The organism is Marinospirillum alkalitolerans, assembly GCF_045055655.1.
Classification (GTDB): Bacteria; Pseudomonadota; Gammaproteobacteria; order Pseudomonadales; family Halomonadaceae; genus Marinospirillum; species Marinospirillum alkalitolerans.
On record NZ_JBANFI010000001.1, the window covers coordinates 574,858 to 590,767 of the forward strand.

The 15,910-nt window shown below is 53.4% G+C and carries 12 protein-coding genes; 10 read left to right on the forward strand and 2 right to left on the reverse strand.

Annotated elements, in window-relative coordinates:
- The first annotated feature begins 102 nt into the window (after nucleotides 1-102).
- From V6U78_RS02580 to V6U78_RS02595, 4 genes are all read left to right on the forward strand, one after another.
- Nucleotides 103-1,953, forward strand: coding sequence for a SurA N-terminal domain-containing protein (locus V6U78_RS02580; RefSeq protein WP_405336883.1), 1,851 nt, complete (start codon nucleotides 103-105; stop codon nucleotides 1,951-1,953).
- A gap of 97 nt (nucleotides 1,954-2,050) precedes the next feature.
- A complete protein-coding gene (gene nagZ, locus V6U78_RS02585; protein ID WP_405336885.1) occupies nucleotides 2,051-3,091 on the forward strand; it encodes a beta-N-acetylhexosaminidase in 1,041 nt (346 codons plus the stop codon).
- A 45-nt stretch (nucleotides 3,092-3,136) separates the two neighbouring features.
- Nucleotides 3,137-4,270 (forward strand): mechanosensitive ion channel family protein, encoded by a 1,134-nt coding sequence (locus V6U78_RS02590; protein ID WP_405336886.1) that lies wholly within the window; start codon nucleotides 3,137-3,139, stop codon nucleotides 4,268-4,270.
- Nucleotides 4,267-4,836, forward strand: a complete 570-nt coding sequence (locus tag V6U78_RS02595) for a hypoxanthine-guanine phosphoribosyltransferase (protein ID WP_405336888.1) — start codon at nucleotides 4,267-4,269, stop codon at nucleotides 4,834-4,836. Before V6U78_RS02590 ends, V6U78_RS02595 begins: the two co-directional genes overlap by 4 nt.
- A gap of 106 nt (nucleotides 4,837-4,942) precedes the next feature.
- Here V6U78_RS02595 and V6U78_RS02600 read toward each other — a convergent pair whose 3' ends face one another.
- Entirely contained in the window at nucleotides 4,943-5,632 is a 690-nt protein-coding gene (locus V6U78_RS02600; protein ID WP_405336890.1) for a CsiV family protein, read from the reverse strand.
- A 17-nt stretch (nucleotides 5,633-5,649) separates the two neighbouring features.
- Nucleotides 5,650-9,132, reverse strand: a complete 3,483-nt coding sequence (mfd, locus tag V6U78_RS02605) for a transcription-repair coupling factor (RefSeq protein WP_405337080.1) — start codon at nucleotides 9,130-9,132, stop codon at nucleotides 5,650-5,652.
- A gap of 355 nt (nucleotides 9,133-9,487) precedes the next feature.
- On the opposite strand from mfd, the gene V6U78_RS02610 reads away from it, so the two are divergent.
- From V6U78_RS02610 to nqrE, 6 genes are all read left to right on the forward strand, one after another.
- Entirely contained in the window at nucleotides 9,488-10,942 is a 1,455-nt protein-coding gene (locus V6U78_RS02610) for a glyceraldehyde-3-phosphate dehydrogenase (protein WP_405336892.1), read from the forward strand.
- A 339-nt stretch (nucleotides 10,943-11,281) separates the two neighbouring features.
- Nucleotides 11,282-12,643 (forward strand): Na(+)-translocating NADH-quinone reductase subunit A, encoded by a 1,362-nt coding sequence (locus V6U78_RS02615; protein ID WP_405336894.1) that lies wholly within the window; start codon nucleotides 11,282-11,284, stop codon nucleotides 12,641-12,643.
- Nucleotides 12,644-12,648: 5 nt separating this feature from the next.
- On the forward strand, nucleotides 12,649-13,854 hold the full coding sequence (locus tag V6U78_RS02620; protein ID WP_405336896.1) for an NADH:ubiquinone reductase (Na(+)-transporting) subunit B: 1,206 nt from the start codon (nucleotides 12,649-12,651) through the stop codon (nucleotides 13,852-13,854).
- Nucleotides 13,847-14,602 carry a Na(+)-translocating NADH-quinone reductase subunit C gene (locus V6U78_RS02625; protein WP_405336898.1) on the forward strand — a complete coding sequence of 252 codons (756 nt, stop codon included), beginning with the start codon at nucleotides 13,847-13,849 and terminating at the stop codon, nucleotides 14,600-14,602. The genes V6U78_RS02620 and V6U78_RS02625 overlap by 8 nt, the downstream gene beginning before the upstream one ends.
- A 12-nt stretch (nucleotides 14,603-14,614) precedes the next feature.
- Nucleotides 14,615-15,283: an NADH:ubiquinone reductase (Na(+)-transporting) subunit D gene (locus V6U78_RS02630; protein WP_405336900.1), complete on the forward strand. Its 669-nt coding sequence runs from the start codon at nucleotides 14,615-14,617 to the stop codon at nucleotides 15,281-15,283.
- Between the two features lie 3 nt (nucleotides 15,284-15,286).
- Complete coding sequence (gene nqrE / locus V6U78_RS02635) at nucleotides 15,287-15,907, forward strand: NADH:ubiquinone reductase (Na(+)-transporting) subunit E (RefSeq protein ID WP_405336902.1); 621 nt, start codon at nucleotides 15,287-15,289, stop codon at nucleotides 15,905-15,907.
- Nucleotides 15,908-15,910: the final 3 nt, after the last annotated feature.

The window sequence follows — 15,910 nt, forward strand, 5'->3', positions numbered from 1 at the left end:
TGGTAGTTTGGCTTGAAGCAGTTATAATGCGCGACAATTCTTGTTAACCTGATGGCGATAACCTTCCTGTCGGGTGTTGCACTGGCTAACTTTGAGGGCCGCATGCTAGTTAAAATTAGAGAAAAATCGCAAGGGATCTTTGCTTATATCCTGATCGGCTTAATTGCCTTGGCCTTTTCCCTGTGGGGGATGGACTCCCTTTTTACAGCTTGGAGAGGGGACCCCAATGAAGCGGCACAGGTCAATGGTGAATCCATCAGCCGCTTTCAGGTTGATCGTGCTGCACAGCAAGAGATGCAGCGTTTGATCCAAGAGCAGAACGTTTCGCCTGAGCAGCTCGACATGGATCAGCTGCGTCGTAGTGCATTGCTTGGACTGATTCAGCAGAGCCTATTGCTCCAGGAGGCCGAGCGCCTGAATCTGCAAGTGTCGCAGCGTCAGCTGGATCGTATGACGGTGCAGTTCAGCCCCTTCCAGGATGAACAAGGGCGTTTTAGCACTAGTCAGTATGAGCAGAGCTTGCAACGTATGGGCATGAGCGCTGGCGCTTTCCAGTCCAGCCTGCGTCAGGACGAGCTGCGCGCGCAAGTGATCGAAGGCCTCACGGCGACAGATTTTGTGCTCGATCAAGAACTGGATCAGCTGCAAATTCTGCTTGGCGAGACACGCCGTTATCGCTATCAGCGTTTCTCTTGGCAGCAGTTTGCAGATCAGCAAGCGCCCAGCGAAGAAGCCATCGAGGCCTTCTATGCTCAGCATCCACAGTTGTTTATGCAGCCTGAGCGTCTTAAAGTCGATTACCTGTTGTTTGATCCCCAGTCCTTAGCTGACACCATCAGTGTTTCAGAAGCGCAGATTGAGGCTGAGTACGCCCGCTATGTTCAAACCCAGCGTGAGCTGAGCCAACGTGTGCGCCCCGCTAACCTGATGCTGACGTTCAGCAATGCAGAAGAACGTGCCCAAGCAGAACGCCAGCTTGAAGCATGGCGTAGGGCCATCCTTGCTGGTGAAGCCGATTTTGCAGATCTGGCACGCGAGTTCTCTGCTGATCCCGTTTCAGCGCGTCGTGGTGGTACGATGAACTGGATACGTCGTGGCAGTCTCGAACCCAGCTTGGATGAGGCGATTTTTGCCTTGGCTGAAGTCGGTGATCTGACCGAAGTGGTTGAATCCAGCTCAGGTTTGCACCTGTTTCAGCTGACGGACCGTGAAGAGCCCCAGATTCCAGAACTGGCCGAAGTCCGCAGCCTGATGCGTGAGCGAGTGATGGCAGAGCCATTGCGTGAGGCGGTGACGCACCAACTGGAAGAACTGACTAACCTCAGTTTCAGCGCTGATTCACTGGATGAGGTGGCACAGGCTATGCGTCTGCCCATTGAAGAAAGTGAATGGCTGATTCGCGATCGCCTTGAAGGCTTGTGGGCGACACCCGCTGTTGCTGCGGCCCTATTCCGTGAGGAAGTTCTCGAACGTGGTTGGCTGACTGAGCCGCTGCGTCTGCCCGATGGCCGCTACTTGGTTGCGGCACGTCAGGTTTATCAGCAGGAGCAGGTGTTACCTTTAGAGCAGGTTGCTGAACAGGCCGAAGCGCTCTTGGTTCAGCGTCTGGCTGTAGAGGCTGCCCAGCAAGCCGCCCAGCTGGCGATTGAGACGCCAGAAACAGCCGAGGGTGAGTGGGTCGAAGTCGACGCCTTGGGCCGACGTCAATTTGAAGTGCCCAGCGAGATCCATCGCTTTGCCTTTAGTCTCAGCGCACCCACAGTCGCAGGTCATCAGCTCCAGCAAGGTGATGCGCTTGTCCTTGAGCTGCTGGAGATTATCCCAGGCGAGGTTTCGCAGAATGCAGATGAGCGTCGCGCCTTGGCTCAGGCCTTAGCGGCTGATCGTGAGCAGCGTCACCAGCTGTATCTTCTGTCGACGCTTGAACTGCGCAGTGAGATTAAACTGCGTTAATTAACTGGCCTTCGCTGAACCTCTAAGACAGCTCATCATGGGCTGTCTTATTTTTTCAGCTTCTTGAGCAGGTCTCTATGTGAATCAGGAGTACACGATGCGACTTGGACGCTTGATGCTGGATCTGGCTGGTCCGCAGCTCAGCCCTGATGAGGCGGCGTTGCTAGAGCAGCCTGCCGTAGGCGGGGTGATTCTTTTTGCGCGCAATATCGAGAGCAAAAAGCAGGTGCAGGCCTTAACGGCCAGCATTCATGCGTTGCGTCCTGAGCTGTTGATCGCGGTGGATCAAGAAGGGGGCCGCGTACAACGCTTGCGTACAGGCTTTACCTTGCTCCCTCCCATGCGTCGTCTGGGTGAACTCTTTCTGCGTCATCCGCAAGCTGGGTTGATGGCCAGCCGCTTTATGGGGCAGTTGATGGCGGCTGAAGTTTTAGAAGCTGGTATCGATTTCAGTTTTGCGCCTGTTCTGGATCTGGATTATCAGCAGAGCCAAGTCATAGGTGATCGTGCTTTTGCATCGATGCCAGAAGCTGTCGCCCAGTTGGCGGGTGCCTTTATTGAAGGCATGCAGGCTTTGGGGATGGCCGCGACAGGCAAGCACTTTCCTGGTCATGGTTATGTGGCCGCCGATTCGCATACAGAGCTGCCTCTTGATCGACGCAGCTGGGAAGAAATCAATGCCAGCTGTTTGCAGCCTTTCATGGCTTTGGCACCTCAGCTACAAGGCATCATGCCCGCGCATGTGATCTATACGCAGGTTGATGATCAGCCAGCCGGCTTCTCGCGCTTTTGGATCGAGCATCTTCGCCAGCAGCTGGGGTTTCATGGTGTGGTATTCAGTGATGATCTCAGCATGGAAGGGGCCAGTCAGGCAGGCGATTTTTGCCAGCGTGCTCAGCGTGCCCTGATGGCGGGCTGCGATATGCTGTTGGTCTGCAATCAACCTGAGGCAGCGCGTCAAGTCGCGCACTGGATGCAAGCACAAGATGTTGAACCCAGTGATGCGCTGGCGATCATGAAGCCCCGTGCGGTTGACTACAGCCGCTGGCTCACGTCTCCAGAGGCGATGCTCGCGCGGCAATTGGCGGCTGCCTTGTGTGCCGAGGATTTGAGCCGTTGTGAGCACCTCTTGGTCTAAGCCAGACGAGGCGATCCTTTGATCGAGACTAAATAGAGATCTGTTATGGACATGAACTTTTATCTTGAAAACCTGGCTTCGCTGGGGGGTGTGATCCCGATTGACTATGCCTGGATCATTCAGGTGTTTATCGTCATTTTTGTGGCTTTATTGGTCAATTATCTGGCCAAGCATTTTTTTGATCGTTTACAAAGCCGTTTTCAGGCCACGCGTAATCCTTGGGATGATTTGTTACTAGAGGCCGCGCGCAAACCTGTTGGTGTGATGATTTGGGTGCAGGGGTTGTTGCTGGCACTGGATGTCATGCGTCTGCATGCAGATATGGATCTGCTCGGTTTGATCGATGTGGCACGACGGGTCAGTGTTATTTTATTGATCACCTGGTTTGTGGTGCGCTTGGTTTCTGGTATGGAGCGCCTGCTCAGTGATCCCGAGGCGCGGCGTAAGCCGATGGATCTCACCACGGCCAAAGCGATCAGTAAACTCTTGAAGGCGGCCGCTATTATCACTTCAGGGCTGGTGCTCTTGCAGACTTTGGGCTTCTCTGTCTCAGGTGTGCTGGCCTTTGGTGGTATCGGTGGTATTGCGATCGGCTTTGCCGCGCGCGATCTGCTGGCCAACTTCTTTGGTGCCTTGATGCTTTATTTCGACCGGCCTTTTGCCGTCGGAGACTGGGTGCGTTCGCCAGATCGTGAAATAGAAGGGACGGTTGAGGATATCGGCTGGCGCTTAACGCGGATTCGTACCTTTGATCAGCGCCCCCTTTATGTCCCTAACTCTGTTTTCGCCAATATTGCGCTCGAAAACCCATCGCGCATGTTTAATCGCCGTATTTTTGAAACTATTGGTTTGCGCTACCAGGATGCCGATAAAATGCAGCTGATTATTGATCAGGTGAAAAGCTATTTACAGCAGCACCCTGAGCTGGAAACTGACAAACGGACTTTGATCGTCAACTTTAATACCTATGGTCCTTCCTCGTTGGATTTCTTTGTGTATACCTTCACCAAGACGACCAACTGGGTCGAGTTTCACCGTATTAAGCAAGAAGTCCTCTTGCACATTTTTGAGCTGATTCGTGCAGCGGGAGCCGATATTGCCTTCCCAACACGGACACTGCATTTGGCTGAGGCCGATCAACTCACCGATTCCCCCCTTCAACAGATGAGTCAATCATGACAGAAGAACTTACTTTAGCCCTCAAAAAAGCCCAACAGATTCTTGCCGATGCCGATTGTTTGATCACTGAGGAGCAGATCTCAGCTGCTTTTGATCGCATGGCAGAGGACGTGACGGCCGAACTGGGCGAGCGTCTGCCACTGATTTTTTCAGTGATGAATGGTGGCCTGTTTGCGACCAGCGAGCTGGTCAAGCGCTTGAAATTCCCTTTGGAAATGGATTATATGCATGCCACTCGCTACCGCATGGAAACCAAGGGTGGTGAACTGGATTGGCGCGTTTCTCCGCAAGTGAGCCTGAAGGATCGCTATGTACTGGTGGTTGACGATATCCTTGATGAAGGAGCAACCTTAGCTGCCATTATGGAGTTTTGTCGTGCTCAGGGTGCGGCGGGCGTGTATAGCGCAGTGCTGGTCGACAAAAAGCACGATCGCAAAGCCTTCCCTGATTTGAAAGCCAGCTTTACCGGTTTAGAAGTGGAAGATCGCTTCTTGTTTGGTTGCGGTATGGACTTTCAGGGCTATTTCCGCAATCTGCCTGCGATCTATGCGCCACAAGGCTTGTAATTGAGTATCTGATTGACCTGCTGTACTGGGCAGGTCATGGCATCACAAAAAAAGAGGTCGCCCTAGGGTGACCTCTTTTTTTTATCGGGAAGGCTCGCCTTGCCTTTTATTCAGCACGCTCAATCAGGATTAACAAGCCCAGCTGCGGGCTATCGATAAAGTGGAGCTCGCTGCTGCGCATACGGCGGCGTTGCTGCATTGGTGAAGAGGCTGTGATTTCGCTCAAGAGCGAGGTGATATCTTCTGCCGAATTCGCATGAGGCTGGGTGAGCTGGGTTGCTCGATGCTCAAAATGGTTCAGATGCAGATCTGTCTCAAGGTGCAGAAAGCGCGCGACGCTCAGATGGAGCTGGCCGAGGAGTTCTGGATGGCCATCCACCCTCTCGCCGCCTTCGATCAGTAGCGGGACAGTGCGATCTCGTCCGACCAGATGCATCTGAAAGGCTTCATGAAAGAGGAGGCGATAATCATCGCTGCGCTCCAGCGCCCGCGCCTGACGATTAAGCTGAGTTGGCAAGGAGCGCACTTGAGGGTGGGTACGCTGGCTCAGGCTGTGCCAGAAGGGTGTGGCCCCGAGGCTCAAGGCTTCATTCGCCGGATGGGCTGGCTGGTAGGGTGCACCTGGTCTTTCACTGGCCCCTTCGCCTGGCTCCTGAGCAAAGATCAGAATTTCGACGCGATACTCGCGCTCATTGTGACGCACTTCAGCAGAGAGTGGACTGATCAGGCCCAGCAGGAGCAGGCCACCCAGCAGCCGGCAGGTGAGTTGAGGCAGAGTCATCAGGTGCAGCTTCATAATGGTGTCCTATCGTGTTAACTCAGCTGATCAAGCAGCTGTTCAAGTTGTTTGAAGCAGGCTTGAGCAGGCTCCATGATCAGGTTGAACTTAAGGGCCTGTTGTCCATCCAGTTGATAGTGGCGTGCCTGTGTTTGAATTAATTGGATCAAGTGGCTGGTGTTGATTTTGGGCTGATCGCCAAAATAAATCACGCCTTTTTCCTTGCCCGCATCGATGCGGGGCAGATTGAGCGCCTTGGCCTTTTGCTTGAGTGCCGCTTGTTGAAAGAGATGTTTCGCAGCCTCGGGCAGCAGGCCAAAGCGATCTATCATCTCTACCTGTAGATCCTTGAGTTCGCTGCTAGTGGTGGCGCTGGCAATCCGCTTATAGAGCTGGAGGCGCAGGTTCACATCCGGCAGATAGTCTTCTGGAATCAAAGCCGGGAAGTAGAGGTTAATCTCTGTTCCTGAGCGCAGGGGTTCATGGGCCTGAGGTGTGCGACCTTCACGAATGGCCTGCACGGCTTCTTCTAGTAGCTCCATATAGAGGCTAAAGCCGAGTCCTTCAATCTGACCGCTTTGTTCATCACCCAAGAGCTCGCCTGCACCACGGATTTCCATATCCTGAGAGGCGAGCAGAAACCCAGCGCCGAGATCTTCATGCGCAGCGATGGCATCGAGTCTTTTCTGCGCATCGGCGGTTGGCTTTTTATCCTGCGGCGTGAGCAGATAGGCATAGGCCTGGTGGTGAGAGCGTCCCACGCGGCCGCGCAGTTGATGCAGCTGGGCCAAACCAAACTTATCGGCGCGCTCGATAATCATCGTGTTGGCATTGGGGATATCGATCCCTGTCTCAATGATGGTCGAGCACAAGAGCAGGTTGTAGCGCTTATGGTAAAAATCCTGCATCACTCGCTCAAGCTGACGCTCAGGCATCTGACCGTGGGCGATCCCGATGCGTGCTTCGGGCAGCCATTGGCTGAGCTCTTCTGCGGTATTCTCTATGGTGCTGACTTCGTTGTGCAGATAGTAGACCTGACCACCACGCAGCAGTTCACGCAGTACCGCTTCTTTGATCAGCGCCTCCTCTTTTTTGCGCACAAAGGTTTTCACTGAGAGACGACGTGCGGGTGGGGTGGCAATAATCGACAGATCGCGTATGCCTGACATGGCCATATTCAACGTGCGCGGAATCGGCGTGGCGGTGAGTGAGAGCAGATCCACCTGGGCGCGGAGAGATTTAAGCTGCTCCTTTTGACGCACGCCAAAGCGATGCTCCTCATCGATAATCACCAGCCCCAAATCTTTAAACTGTATGGACGATTGCAACAGCTTATGGGTGCCGATCAGGATATCCACCTGACCGGCTTCGAGCTGCTCAATCGCTTGCTGCTGTTGCTTGGCAGAGCGAAAGCGCGACAGCAGCTCAACCTTAACCGGCCAATCGGCAAAGCGATCACGAAAGTTCTCATAGTGTTGCTGGGCGAGCAGGGTGGTTGGCACCAACACCGCCACCTGCTTACCACCATGCACGGCAACAAAGGCCGCGCGCATGGCGACTTCGGTCTTGCCGAAACCGACATCACCGCAGATAACGCGATCCATCGGGCGAGTGCGCGCCATATCGCGCAGTACGGCTTGAATGGCCAGCTCCTGATCCACTGTCTCTTCAAAAGGGAAGCTGGCGCAGAACTGATCCCAGGCACTGTCATCCAGCTCAAAAGCGTGGCCTTGTTGCGCCTCGCGTCGGGCATAGATATCGAGCAGCTCAGCGGCAGTATCACGAATCTTTTCCAGCGCTTTGCGCTTGGTTTTATCCCACTGATCTGAGCCAAGGCGATGCAGTGGGGCGCGCTCATCGGTGGTGCCTGAGTAGCGGCTGATGCGATCCAGCGCCGAGACAGGCACATAGAGCTTGGCTTCATCGGCATAGATTAGCTGTAAGAACTCTTGCGGCTGGCCTCCAGCTTCCAGCGTGATCAGGCCTTGGTAGCGCCCGATACCGTGATCCTGATGCACTACGGGGCTGCCAATCACCAGCTCAGACAGGCTTTTGAACACCAGATCCTGATTGATTTGTGATTTTTGACGCTGGCGGCGTTGCTGGATGCGCTCGCCAAATAATTGGGCTTCAGTGACCAGCAGCAGCTTGTGCTCGGCGAGCCAACAGCCTCGATCCAAGGGAGCAATGCAGAGGCTGAGGGCTGGTCTGTGCGTGATGAAATCAAGCCAGTTGGTGCTGTCACTGGTGGCGAGTTGATGCTTGTTGAAGAGTTCGCGTAGTGCCTCCTTGCGTCCCGGACTTTCAGCGCAGATCAGAATCGCCGTGTCAGGATGCTGCTGCTGAAAAGTACGCAGGGCTTGCAAGGGATCTTGGGCCTTGGCTTGCACGCCAACTTCAGGGCAGTCGGCTGTTCTGAGATCAACATCACCCGAGCGCGAATCGGTCACTGGCTCTGGCGTGAGCCGCACCTGGGGGTAGAGCTTACGCAGCTGTTGAATCTGCTCAGGCGTCAGATAAAGGCTTTCAGGCGGCAGGCAGGGATGCTCGATATCATGGCGCAGGCTTTCATAGCGACGCTGGATCTCTTGCCAGTAGTGTTCAGCGGCGGTCTGCACCTCGCCCATTTCAATCCACAAGCATTGGTCGGGGAGATAATCGCCCAAGTGTGCTGTATGGGTGAAAAAGAGCGGCAGCAAAAATTCAAGACCGGGTGAGACACGGCCTTGCAGCGTGTCTTGATAGATCTGGCAGCGTGAGAGATCGACATCAAAGCGGGTCTGAAACTCAGTGCGAAACAGCGCCAAGGCTTCAGGTGTCAGCGGGAACTCTTGGGCGGGCAGTAAAGACAGGCGCTCGGTTTTCTCAAGGCTGCGTTGTGTTTCCTGATCAAAAAAGCGCAGGGATTCGAGCTCGTCATCAAAAAGCTCCAGCCTTAAGGGTTGCTCGCATCCCATCGGGAACAGATCCATCAGGCCGCCACGCACGGCAAATTCGCCATGTTCATAGACGGTATTGACGGCGCGATAGCCTGCCTGTTCCAGCTGTTGGCGGAACTGGTGTAAATCAAGCCGCTGACCAACTTGTAAATCAATGACTTGTGAGGCAACAAAATCTGTTGGTGCCAGCCGCTGCATTAAGGTGGTGACGGGCAGGATCAACAACCCTTGTTGTTGCTGGTGGAGATGCAGCAGCGTGCTCAGGCGTGCAGAGATAATATCCTGATGGGGTGAAAAACGATCATAAGGTAGCACTTCCCAATCAGGGAGCTGTAGGATCGGCAAATCACTGGGGGCAAAAAATGCCAGCTCGCTGGCCAACGCTTGAGCCTGTTGGCTGGAGGCACAAACGAGCACACTCAGCCCTGAGTGGCGTTGCGCGGCTTCGACGAGAGCAAGAGATTCTGCGCTGCCTTTAACACCAAGCCAGCGCTGCTGAAAATCAGCGCGTTGAGGTAAAGGATGGTGTAAAAGCGGCACGGGTGCTGCTGCCAGCGTCTGTTGCTGCGCCTGATTCATCTTCATTCAGAGCCTGTGGTATCCAGTTAATAAGAGTTCAACAGCGGATCAAAGCTAGGCATCATAGCAGCCTCCGCACGAGGGCTAAAGTCTTGGTCGTTTTGCTGGACTGGCTGTGCAGCTGACAGCAAAAGCGGCCTAGGTTTTGCTAAAGTCTTAGCCGTAAAAGGGCCATCTTATTTGCCTCAGCGGCGGCCAACGCGCATAATACCGCCGCAAAATGCACGCTCCTTGTGGTGACCTAGGTCAAAAAGTGATCCAAGTCCAACTGAGTGTGCATGGATGTGATGACCCTAGCTCAACTGGAAGCGGCGCCTGCCCGCTTCGAATAACTCAAGTTCCTGAGAGGCCACCTGTGACTGACACTAAACTGGATACCTACTTTAACGATTGGCAAGAGCGTGAAACCACCGCTGAAGCGATGATTCCGATGATCGGTCGTCTGTACCGCAAGTACAATGTGGTGACTTCTATTTTTGGTCGCGCGCTGGTCAACCGCTCGGTGATTCGCATTCTGAAAGACCATCGTTTTGTACGTCAGGTTGAAGGTCAAGAGCTGGATGTGCGTGACACCCATCTGCTGCTCGAAACCCTGCTTAAGCTTCAGCCTGGTCCGGCGCACGTTGATGTAGGTAAGTTAGCCGCTCAGTATCGCAAGCAAGGTGGCGGCGATATGGAAGCCTTCCTGCAAAAAGAAGTGGCCCCTATTATTGGCAAGCATAACGAAGCGGATAAAGGCGGCGAGCCACAAGACGTCGTGCTTTATGGTTTTGGTCGTATCGGCCGTCTTGTTGCTCGTATTCTGGTCGAAAAGGCCGGTGGTGGCAGTTTGCTGCGCCTGCGTGCGGTGGTCGTGCGTGGCGGTAAAGATGGCGATTTGGAAAAGCGGGCCAGCCTGCTGCGTCGTGATTCGGTACACGGGCCTTTCAGTGGCACCATCAGCATCGATCATGACAACAAGGCCCTGATAGTCAACGGCAACTATATCCAGTTTATCTATGCCAACTCCCCTGCTGAGGTGGATTACACCCAGTATGGTATTAAAGATGCGCTGGTGGTTGATAACACCGGTATCTGGCGTGATGAACAGGGCCTGGGTCAACACTTGGCTTGCCCAGGTGCGGCTCGCGCGCTGCTGACAGCACCAGGTAAGGGCGATATCAAGAATATCGTTTATGGCATTAACCATGGTGAGCTGACCAGCGAAGACAAGATCATCTCTGCGGCTTCTTGTACTACCAATGCCATCGTGCCGGTGTTGAAGGCGATGAATGATCAGTTTGGCGTTGTCAGTGGTCACGTTGAAACTGTGCATGCTTACACCAATGACCAGAACCTGATTGATAACTTCCATAAAGGTGATCGCCGTGGCCGTTCGGCACCGCTGAACATGGTCTTGACTGAAACAGGTGCCGCGAAGGCGGTAGCGAAGGCCTTGCCTGAGTTGGCGGGTAAGCTGACTGGTAATGCGATTCGTGTGCCCACGCCGAATGTGTCGATGGCTATTTTGAATCTGACGCTGGAAAAGAACACCGATGTTGAAGCCTTGAATAAATACCTGAGCTGGTCGGCGCTCTACTCGCCAATGCAGAAGCAGATCGACTTTATTGACTCAGCTGAAGTGGTCTCTTCTGACTTTGTTGGCAACCGTCATGCAGGGATCGTGGATGGCAAGGCGACCATCGTCAATGGCAAGCAGGTTGTCCTCTACGTTTGGTATGACAACGAGTTTGGCTATAGCTGTCAGGTGGTGCGGATTCTGCAAGAAATCGCCAATGTGAAGTTCGCCTACTTCCCAGCAGATCGTTAAGTTCCGTGATCTGAAGATCAGTCTGGCTGATCTCTGTGCTCAGTCAGATCATAAGAAGTGATAAAGAGTCCTAAGCTTTTGGCTTGGGACTCTTTTTTTTGTGTTTGAGATCAACTCGACCCCTTAGTAGTGTAGCCATGTCAGAGGCAGATCTTTATAATGAGCCCTATTTAGGAAAGCTATGGCTGCGTCAAATTGACGCGCTAAAGAGGCTTTCTTATGGCATGAATTGAGTCTCTGCTGATCAGGGGGATGGGTCAGCAGAGCAGTAGCATTTTTAGATGTAACCTTAGCAAGCTATCAACTTGTGTCTTTTAATTTGGTGATTGGGCGAGACCTATGATTAAAATCAAGCAAGGCCTTGATCTACCCATCGCCGGCGCACCCAGCCAAACCATCTCTGATGGCAAGGCCGTGCGTTCAGTCGCTGTACTGGGACCTGACTATGTTGGCATGAAGCCAACTATGGCAGTTGCCGTCGGTGACGAGGTGAAATTGGGCCAGATCCTTTTTACAGATAAGAAAAATCCCGGTGTGCACTACACGGCTCCGGCAGCAGGTAAGGTGAGCGCGATTCATCGTGGCGAGCGTCGAGCCTTGCAGTCGGTCGTGATTGATGTCAGCGAGCAAGAAGAAGCTGTGCAGTTTACAGCCTATCCTGAAGCGCAGCTGGATCAACTCAGTCGTGAGCAGGTTCAAAATCAGCTGGTCGAATCCGGCTTATGGACTGCACTGCGTACCCGGCCTTTTAGCCGTGTTCCTGCCTTGGATGCTCAGCCGAGCTCCATCTTTGTCACCGCCATCGATACACACCCCCTGGCAGCCGATCCAAGCATCGTGATTGCCGAGCAAAAAGAAGCTTTTCTGGCTGGTTTGAAGGTGGTGAGCCGCCTGACCGAAGGCAAGGTTTTTATTTGCAAACAAGCTGGTGCCAATATCCCCGTGATTTCTGGCGGTCAGTTTGAAGTGGCAGAATTTGCTGGTGTGCACCCTGCGGGTCTGGTAGGCACGCATATCCATTTCCTTGATCCTGTCAGCGCCAAGAAGCAGGTCTGGCACTTGGGTTATCAAGAAGTGATCGCCTTTGGTCAGCTCTTCTTAAGTGGTCAGCTGAATCCTCAGCGTGTGATCGCGTTGGGTGGTCCGCTGGTGCAAGAGCCACGTTTGGTGCGCACGCGTTTGGGCGCAGACTTAAATGCCCTGCTCGCAGGCGAGGTGAACAGCCAGCTGCCAGCACAGGTGATTTCGGGCTCTGTTTTCAGTGGTTTTAAAGCGGATGGCCCTCTGGCCTATCTGGGACGCTACCATAATCAGGTCTCTGTGCTGCAAGAAGGCAGTCAGCGTCACTTTATTGGTTGGCTCTCTCCAGGTTTACCCGGCAGCAACCGCCATTCTGTGATGGGAATTTACCTGTCTAGCTTCTTCGGTCTGGGCAAGCGCTTTGCACCCACGACTTCTACCAATGGTTCTGAGCGTGCAATGGTCCCTGTTGGGAACTATGAGCGCGTTATGCCGCTGGATATCCTGCCGACCCAACTGCTGCGTTCTTTGATCGTTGGCGATGTTGAAGTGTCGATGCAGCTGGGCTGCTTAGAACTCGATGAAGAAGACTTGGCGCTGTGCACCTATGTGTGTCCAGGTAAATATGAATACGGTCCGATCTTGCGTGATATGTTGACGCTGATCGAGAAAGAGGGCTAAGACAAATGAGTATCCGTAAACTCTTGGATTCCATGGAGCCTCACTTTCATAAAGGCGGTAAATATGAAAAGTGGTACGCGCTCTATGAAGCCGTCGATACGATTTTCTATACGCCACCCAGTGTTGCGAAAACCTCTGCCTTCATCCGTGACGGTGTCGATCTCAAGCGCATCATGATCACCGTGTGGATGTGTACCTTCCCGGCAATGTTCTTTGGCATGTGGAATGCGGGCTATCACGCTAACAGCGCTATTGATGCTGGTTTTGGCTCTTTAGGTGGCCTGCGTGAAAGCTTTGTTGTGCTGCTGGGGGCCAGTAACTATGACCCAACCAGCGTCTGGGATAACCTCGTCCACGGCGCAACCTACTTTATTCCTATCTATGCCGTGACCTTTATTGTCGGTGGCTTCTGGGAAGTGCTGTTTGCGATGCGTCGCGGTCATGAAGTGAACGAAGGCTTCTTCGTCACTTCTGTGCTTTTCGCCTTGATTCTGCCCGCCACCATTCCTTTATGGCAGGTGGCACTGGGGATTACCTTCGGTGTGGTCATCGGTAAGGAAATCTTTGGTGGTACAGGTAAAAACTTCCTCAACCCTGCGCTGACAGGTCGTGCCTTCCTCTACTTTGCTTACCCAGCTGAAATCTCGGGTGATGCGGTGTGGGTTGCTGCTGATGGTTACACTGGTGCAACCGCCCTGTCTGTGGCCTATCAAAGTGGCATGACCGAGTTGCAACAGCAGCTGAGCTGGTGGGATGCTTTTGTTGGCATTATGCCTGGCTCGGTCGGTGAAACCTCCACGCTGGCAATCTTTATCGGTGGTGCGGTGCTCTTGCTGACCCGTGTGGCCTCGTGGCGCATTATGGCTGGTGTTATGCTGGGGATGGTGGCGACGTCAACCCTGTTCAACCTGATCGGTTCTGAAACCAACGCGATGTTTGATATGCCTTGGTACTGGCACTTGGTGGTCGGTGGCTTTGCCTTCGGTATGGTCTTTATGGCGACTGACCCTGTCTCTGCCTCAATGACCAACCAAGGTAAGCTGGTCTTTGGTGCGTTGATTGGCATCATGACGGTCTTGATTCGGGTGATCAACCCAGCCTTCCCAGAAGGGATTATGCTGGCGATCCTCTTTGCTAACCTCTTTGCCCCGCTGATTGATACGATGGTGGTTAAGGCGAATATCAAGCGGAGGGTTTTACGTCATGTCTAAAAGTAATGACTCCATGAAGAAAACACTGACAGTGGCCTTTTTGCTCTGTCTGGTGTGTTCGATCATTGTTTCTGGTGCTGCTGTGGCGCTTAAACCGCTGCAAGAGCGTAACCAAGAGCACGATCGTCGTTCTAATATTCTGGTGGCGGCTGGTTTGATTCAGCCCCGCGAAGCGACTTTTGAGCGTGTTGATGAGCTGTTCAGTCAGATGCATATTCGTGTTGTTGATCTGCGTACAGGTCAGTACACGGATGCTGTCTCTCCTGAGCAGTTTGACCAGTTGCGTGCTGCCAGCGATCCGCAGATGTCTTCTGCACTAGCGCAAGACCCAGCGGGCATTCGTCGTCTGGAGCACTATGGTCTGGTGTATCTGGTCGGTGATGTGGATCATCCTGAGCGGATTATTCTGCCTGTGCGTGGCTCTGGCCTGTGGTCCACACTGCATGGCTTCCTGGCACTGGAAGGGGATGGCAACACCATCGCTGGTTTGGGCTTCTATCAGCATGCCGAAACACCCGGTCTCGGTGGCGAGGTGGATAACCCCAACTGGAAGGCCCAGTGGCCTGGTAAGCAGGTTTTTGCTTCCGGCACCTTAGAGCCGCGTCTTGGCTTGGCCTCTAACCCAAACCCTGATTATGAAGTCGACACGCTCGCCGGTGCTACTTTGACCGCGCGTGGTGTGACCAATCTACTGCGTTTCTGGGTTGGTGAGCAGGGCTACGGTCCTTTCCTGGCTCAATTCCAGTAGGGAGAAAACACTATGGCAACTGAAACACCAAAAACAGTTCTGATTAACCCAGTGTTTAAGAACAACCCCATTGCCTTACAGGTTCTGGGTGTGTGTTCAGCACTGGCGGTCACCACCAGCATGAATGTGGCGGTGGTGATGACCTTGGCGGTGATCTTTGTGACCGCCTTTTCTAACCTTTTTGTCTCGCTGATCCGTAACCATATCCCCAACAGCATTCGTATCATCGTGCAGATGACGATTATTGCCTCGTTGGTGATCTTGGTGGATCAGGTACTGAAGGCCTTTGCTTATGATATCAGTCGTCAGCTCTCGGTTTTCGTGGGCCTGATCATCACCAACTGTATCGTTATGGGTCGTGCTGAAGCCTATGCGATGAAAAACGGCCCACGCATGAGCTTTATTGACGGTATCGGTAATGGTATCGGCTATGGCGTGGTGCTGCTGATTGTGGGCTTCTTCCGTGAACTCTTTGGCGCCGGTAGCCTGTTTGGCTTCCAGATCCTTGAGCTGGCAAAAGACGGTGGTTGGTATGTTGCCAACGGTATGCTGCTGCTGCCTCCTTCTGCCTTCTTTATCATTGGTCTGCTGATCTGGGCGATTCGTTCTTGGTATCCTGAGCAGAACGAAGATCCTGAGTTCAAGATCACGCACAACACTAAGCCTGAAGGAGCGATGTAAGCCATGTTTGAACACTATTTATCGCTGTTTATCTCAGCTGTGTTCGTTGAGAACATGGCTCTGGCCTTCTTCTTGGGGATGTGTACCTTCCTGGCGGTATCGAAGAAGGTTGATGCGGCCTTTGGTTTAGGGATCGCGGTTGTGGTGGTGCTGAGCATCACTGTGCCGGTGAACAACCTGATCTACAACGGCCTGCTGCGCGAAGGTGCCTTAGCGTGGACTGGCATTGCTGGTGCTGAGAATATCGATCTGTCCTTCCTCGGTCTGCTGAGCTATATCGGCGTGATCGCGGCGATGGTCCAGATTCTGGAAATGTTCCTCGATAAATATGTGCCTGCGCTGTACAACGCTTTGGGTGTTTTCCTGCCGCTGATTACCGTGAACTGTGCCATCTTAGGTGCGTCCTTGTTCATGGTTGAGCGGGATTACAATCTGGGTGAATCTGTCGTCTATGGTGCCGGTGCGGGTGTCGGCTGGGCCTTAGCGATTGTGGCCTTGGCAGGTATTCGTGAAAAGCTCAAGTACAGTGATGTGCCTGCAGGTCTGCAAGGCCTGGGCATCACCTTTATTGTGGTGGGACTGATGTCTCTGGGCTTTATGTCTTTCTCTGGCGTGCAGCTGTAAGCC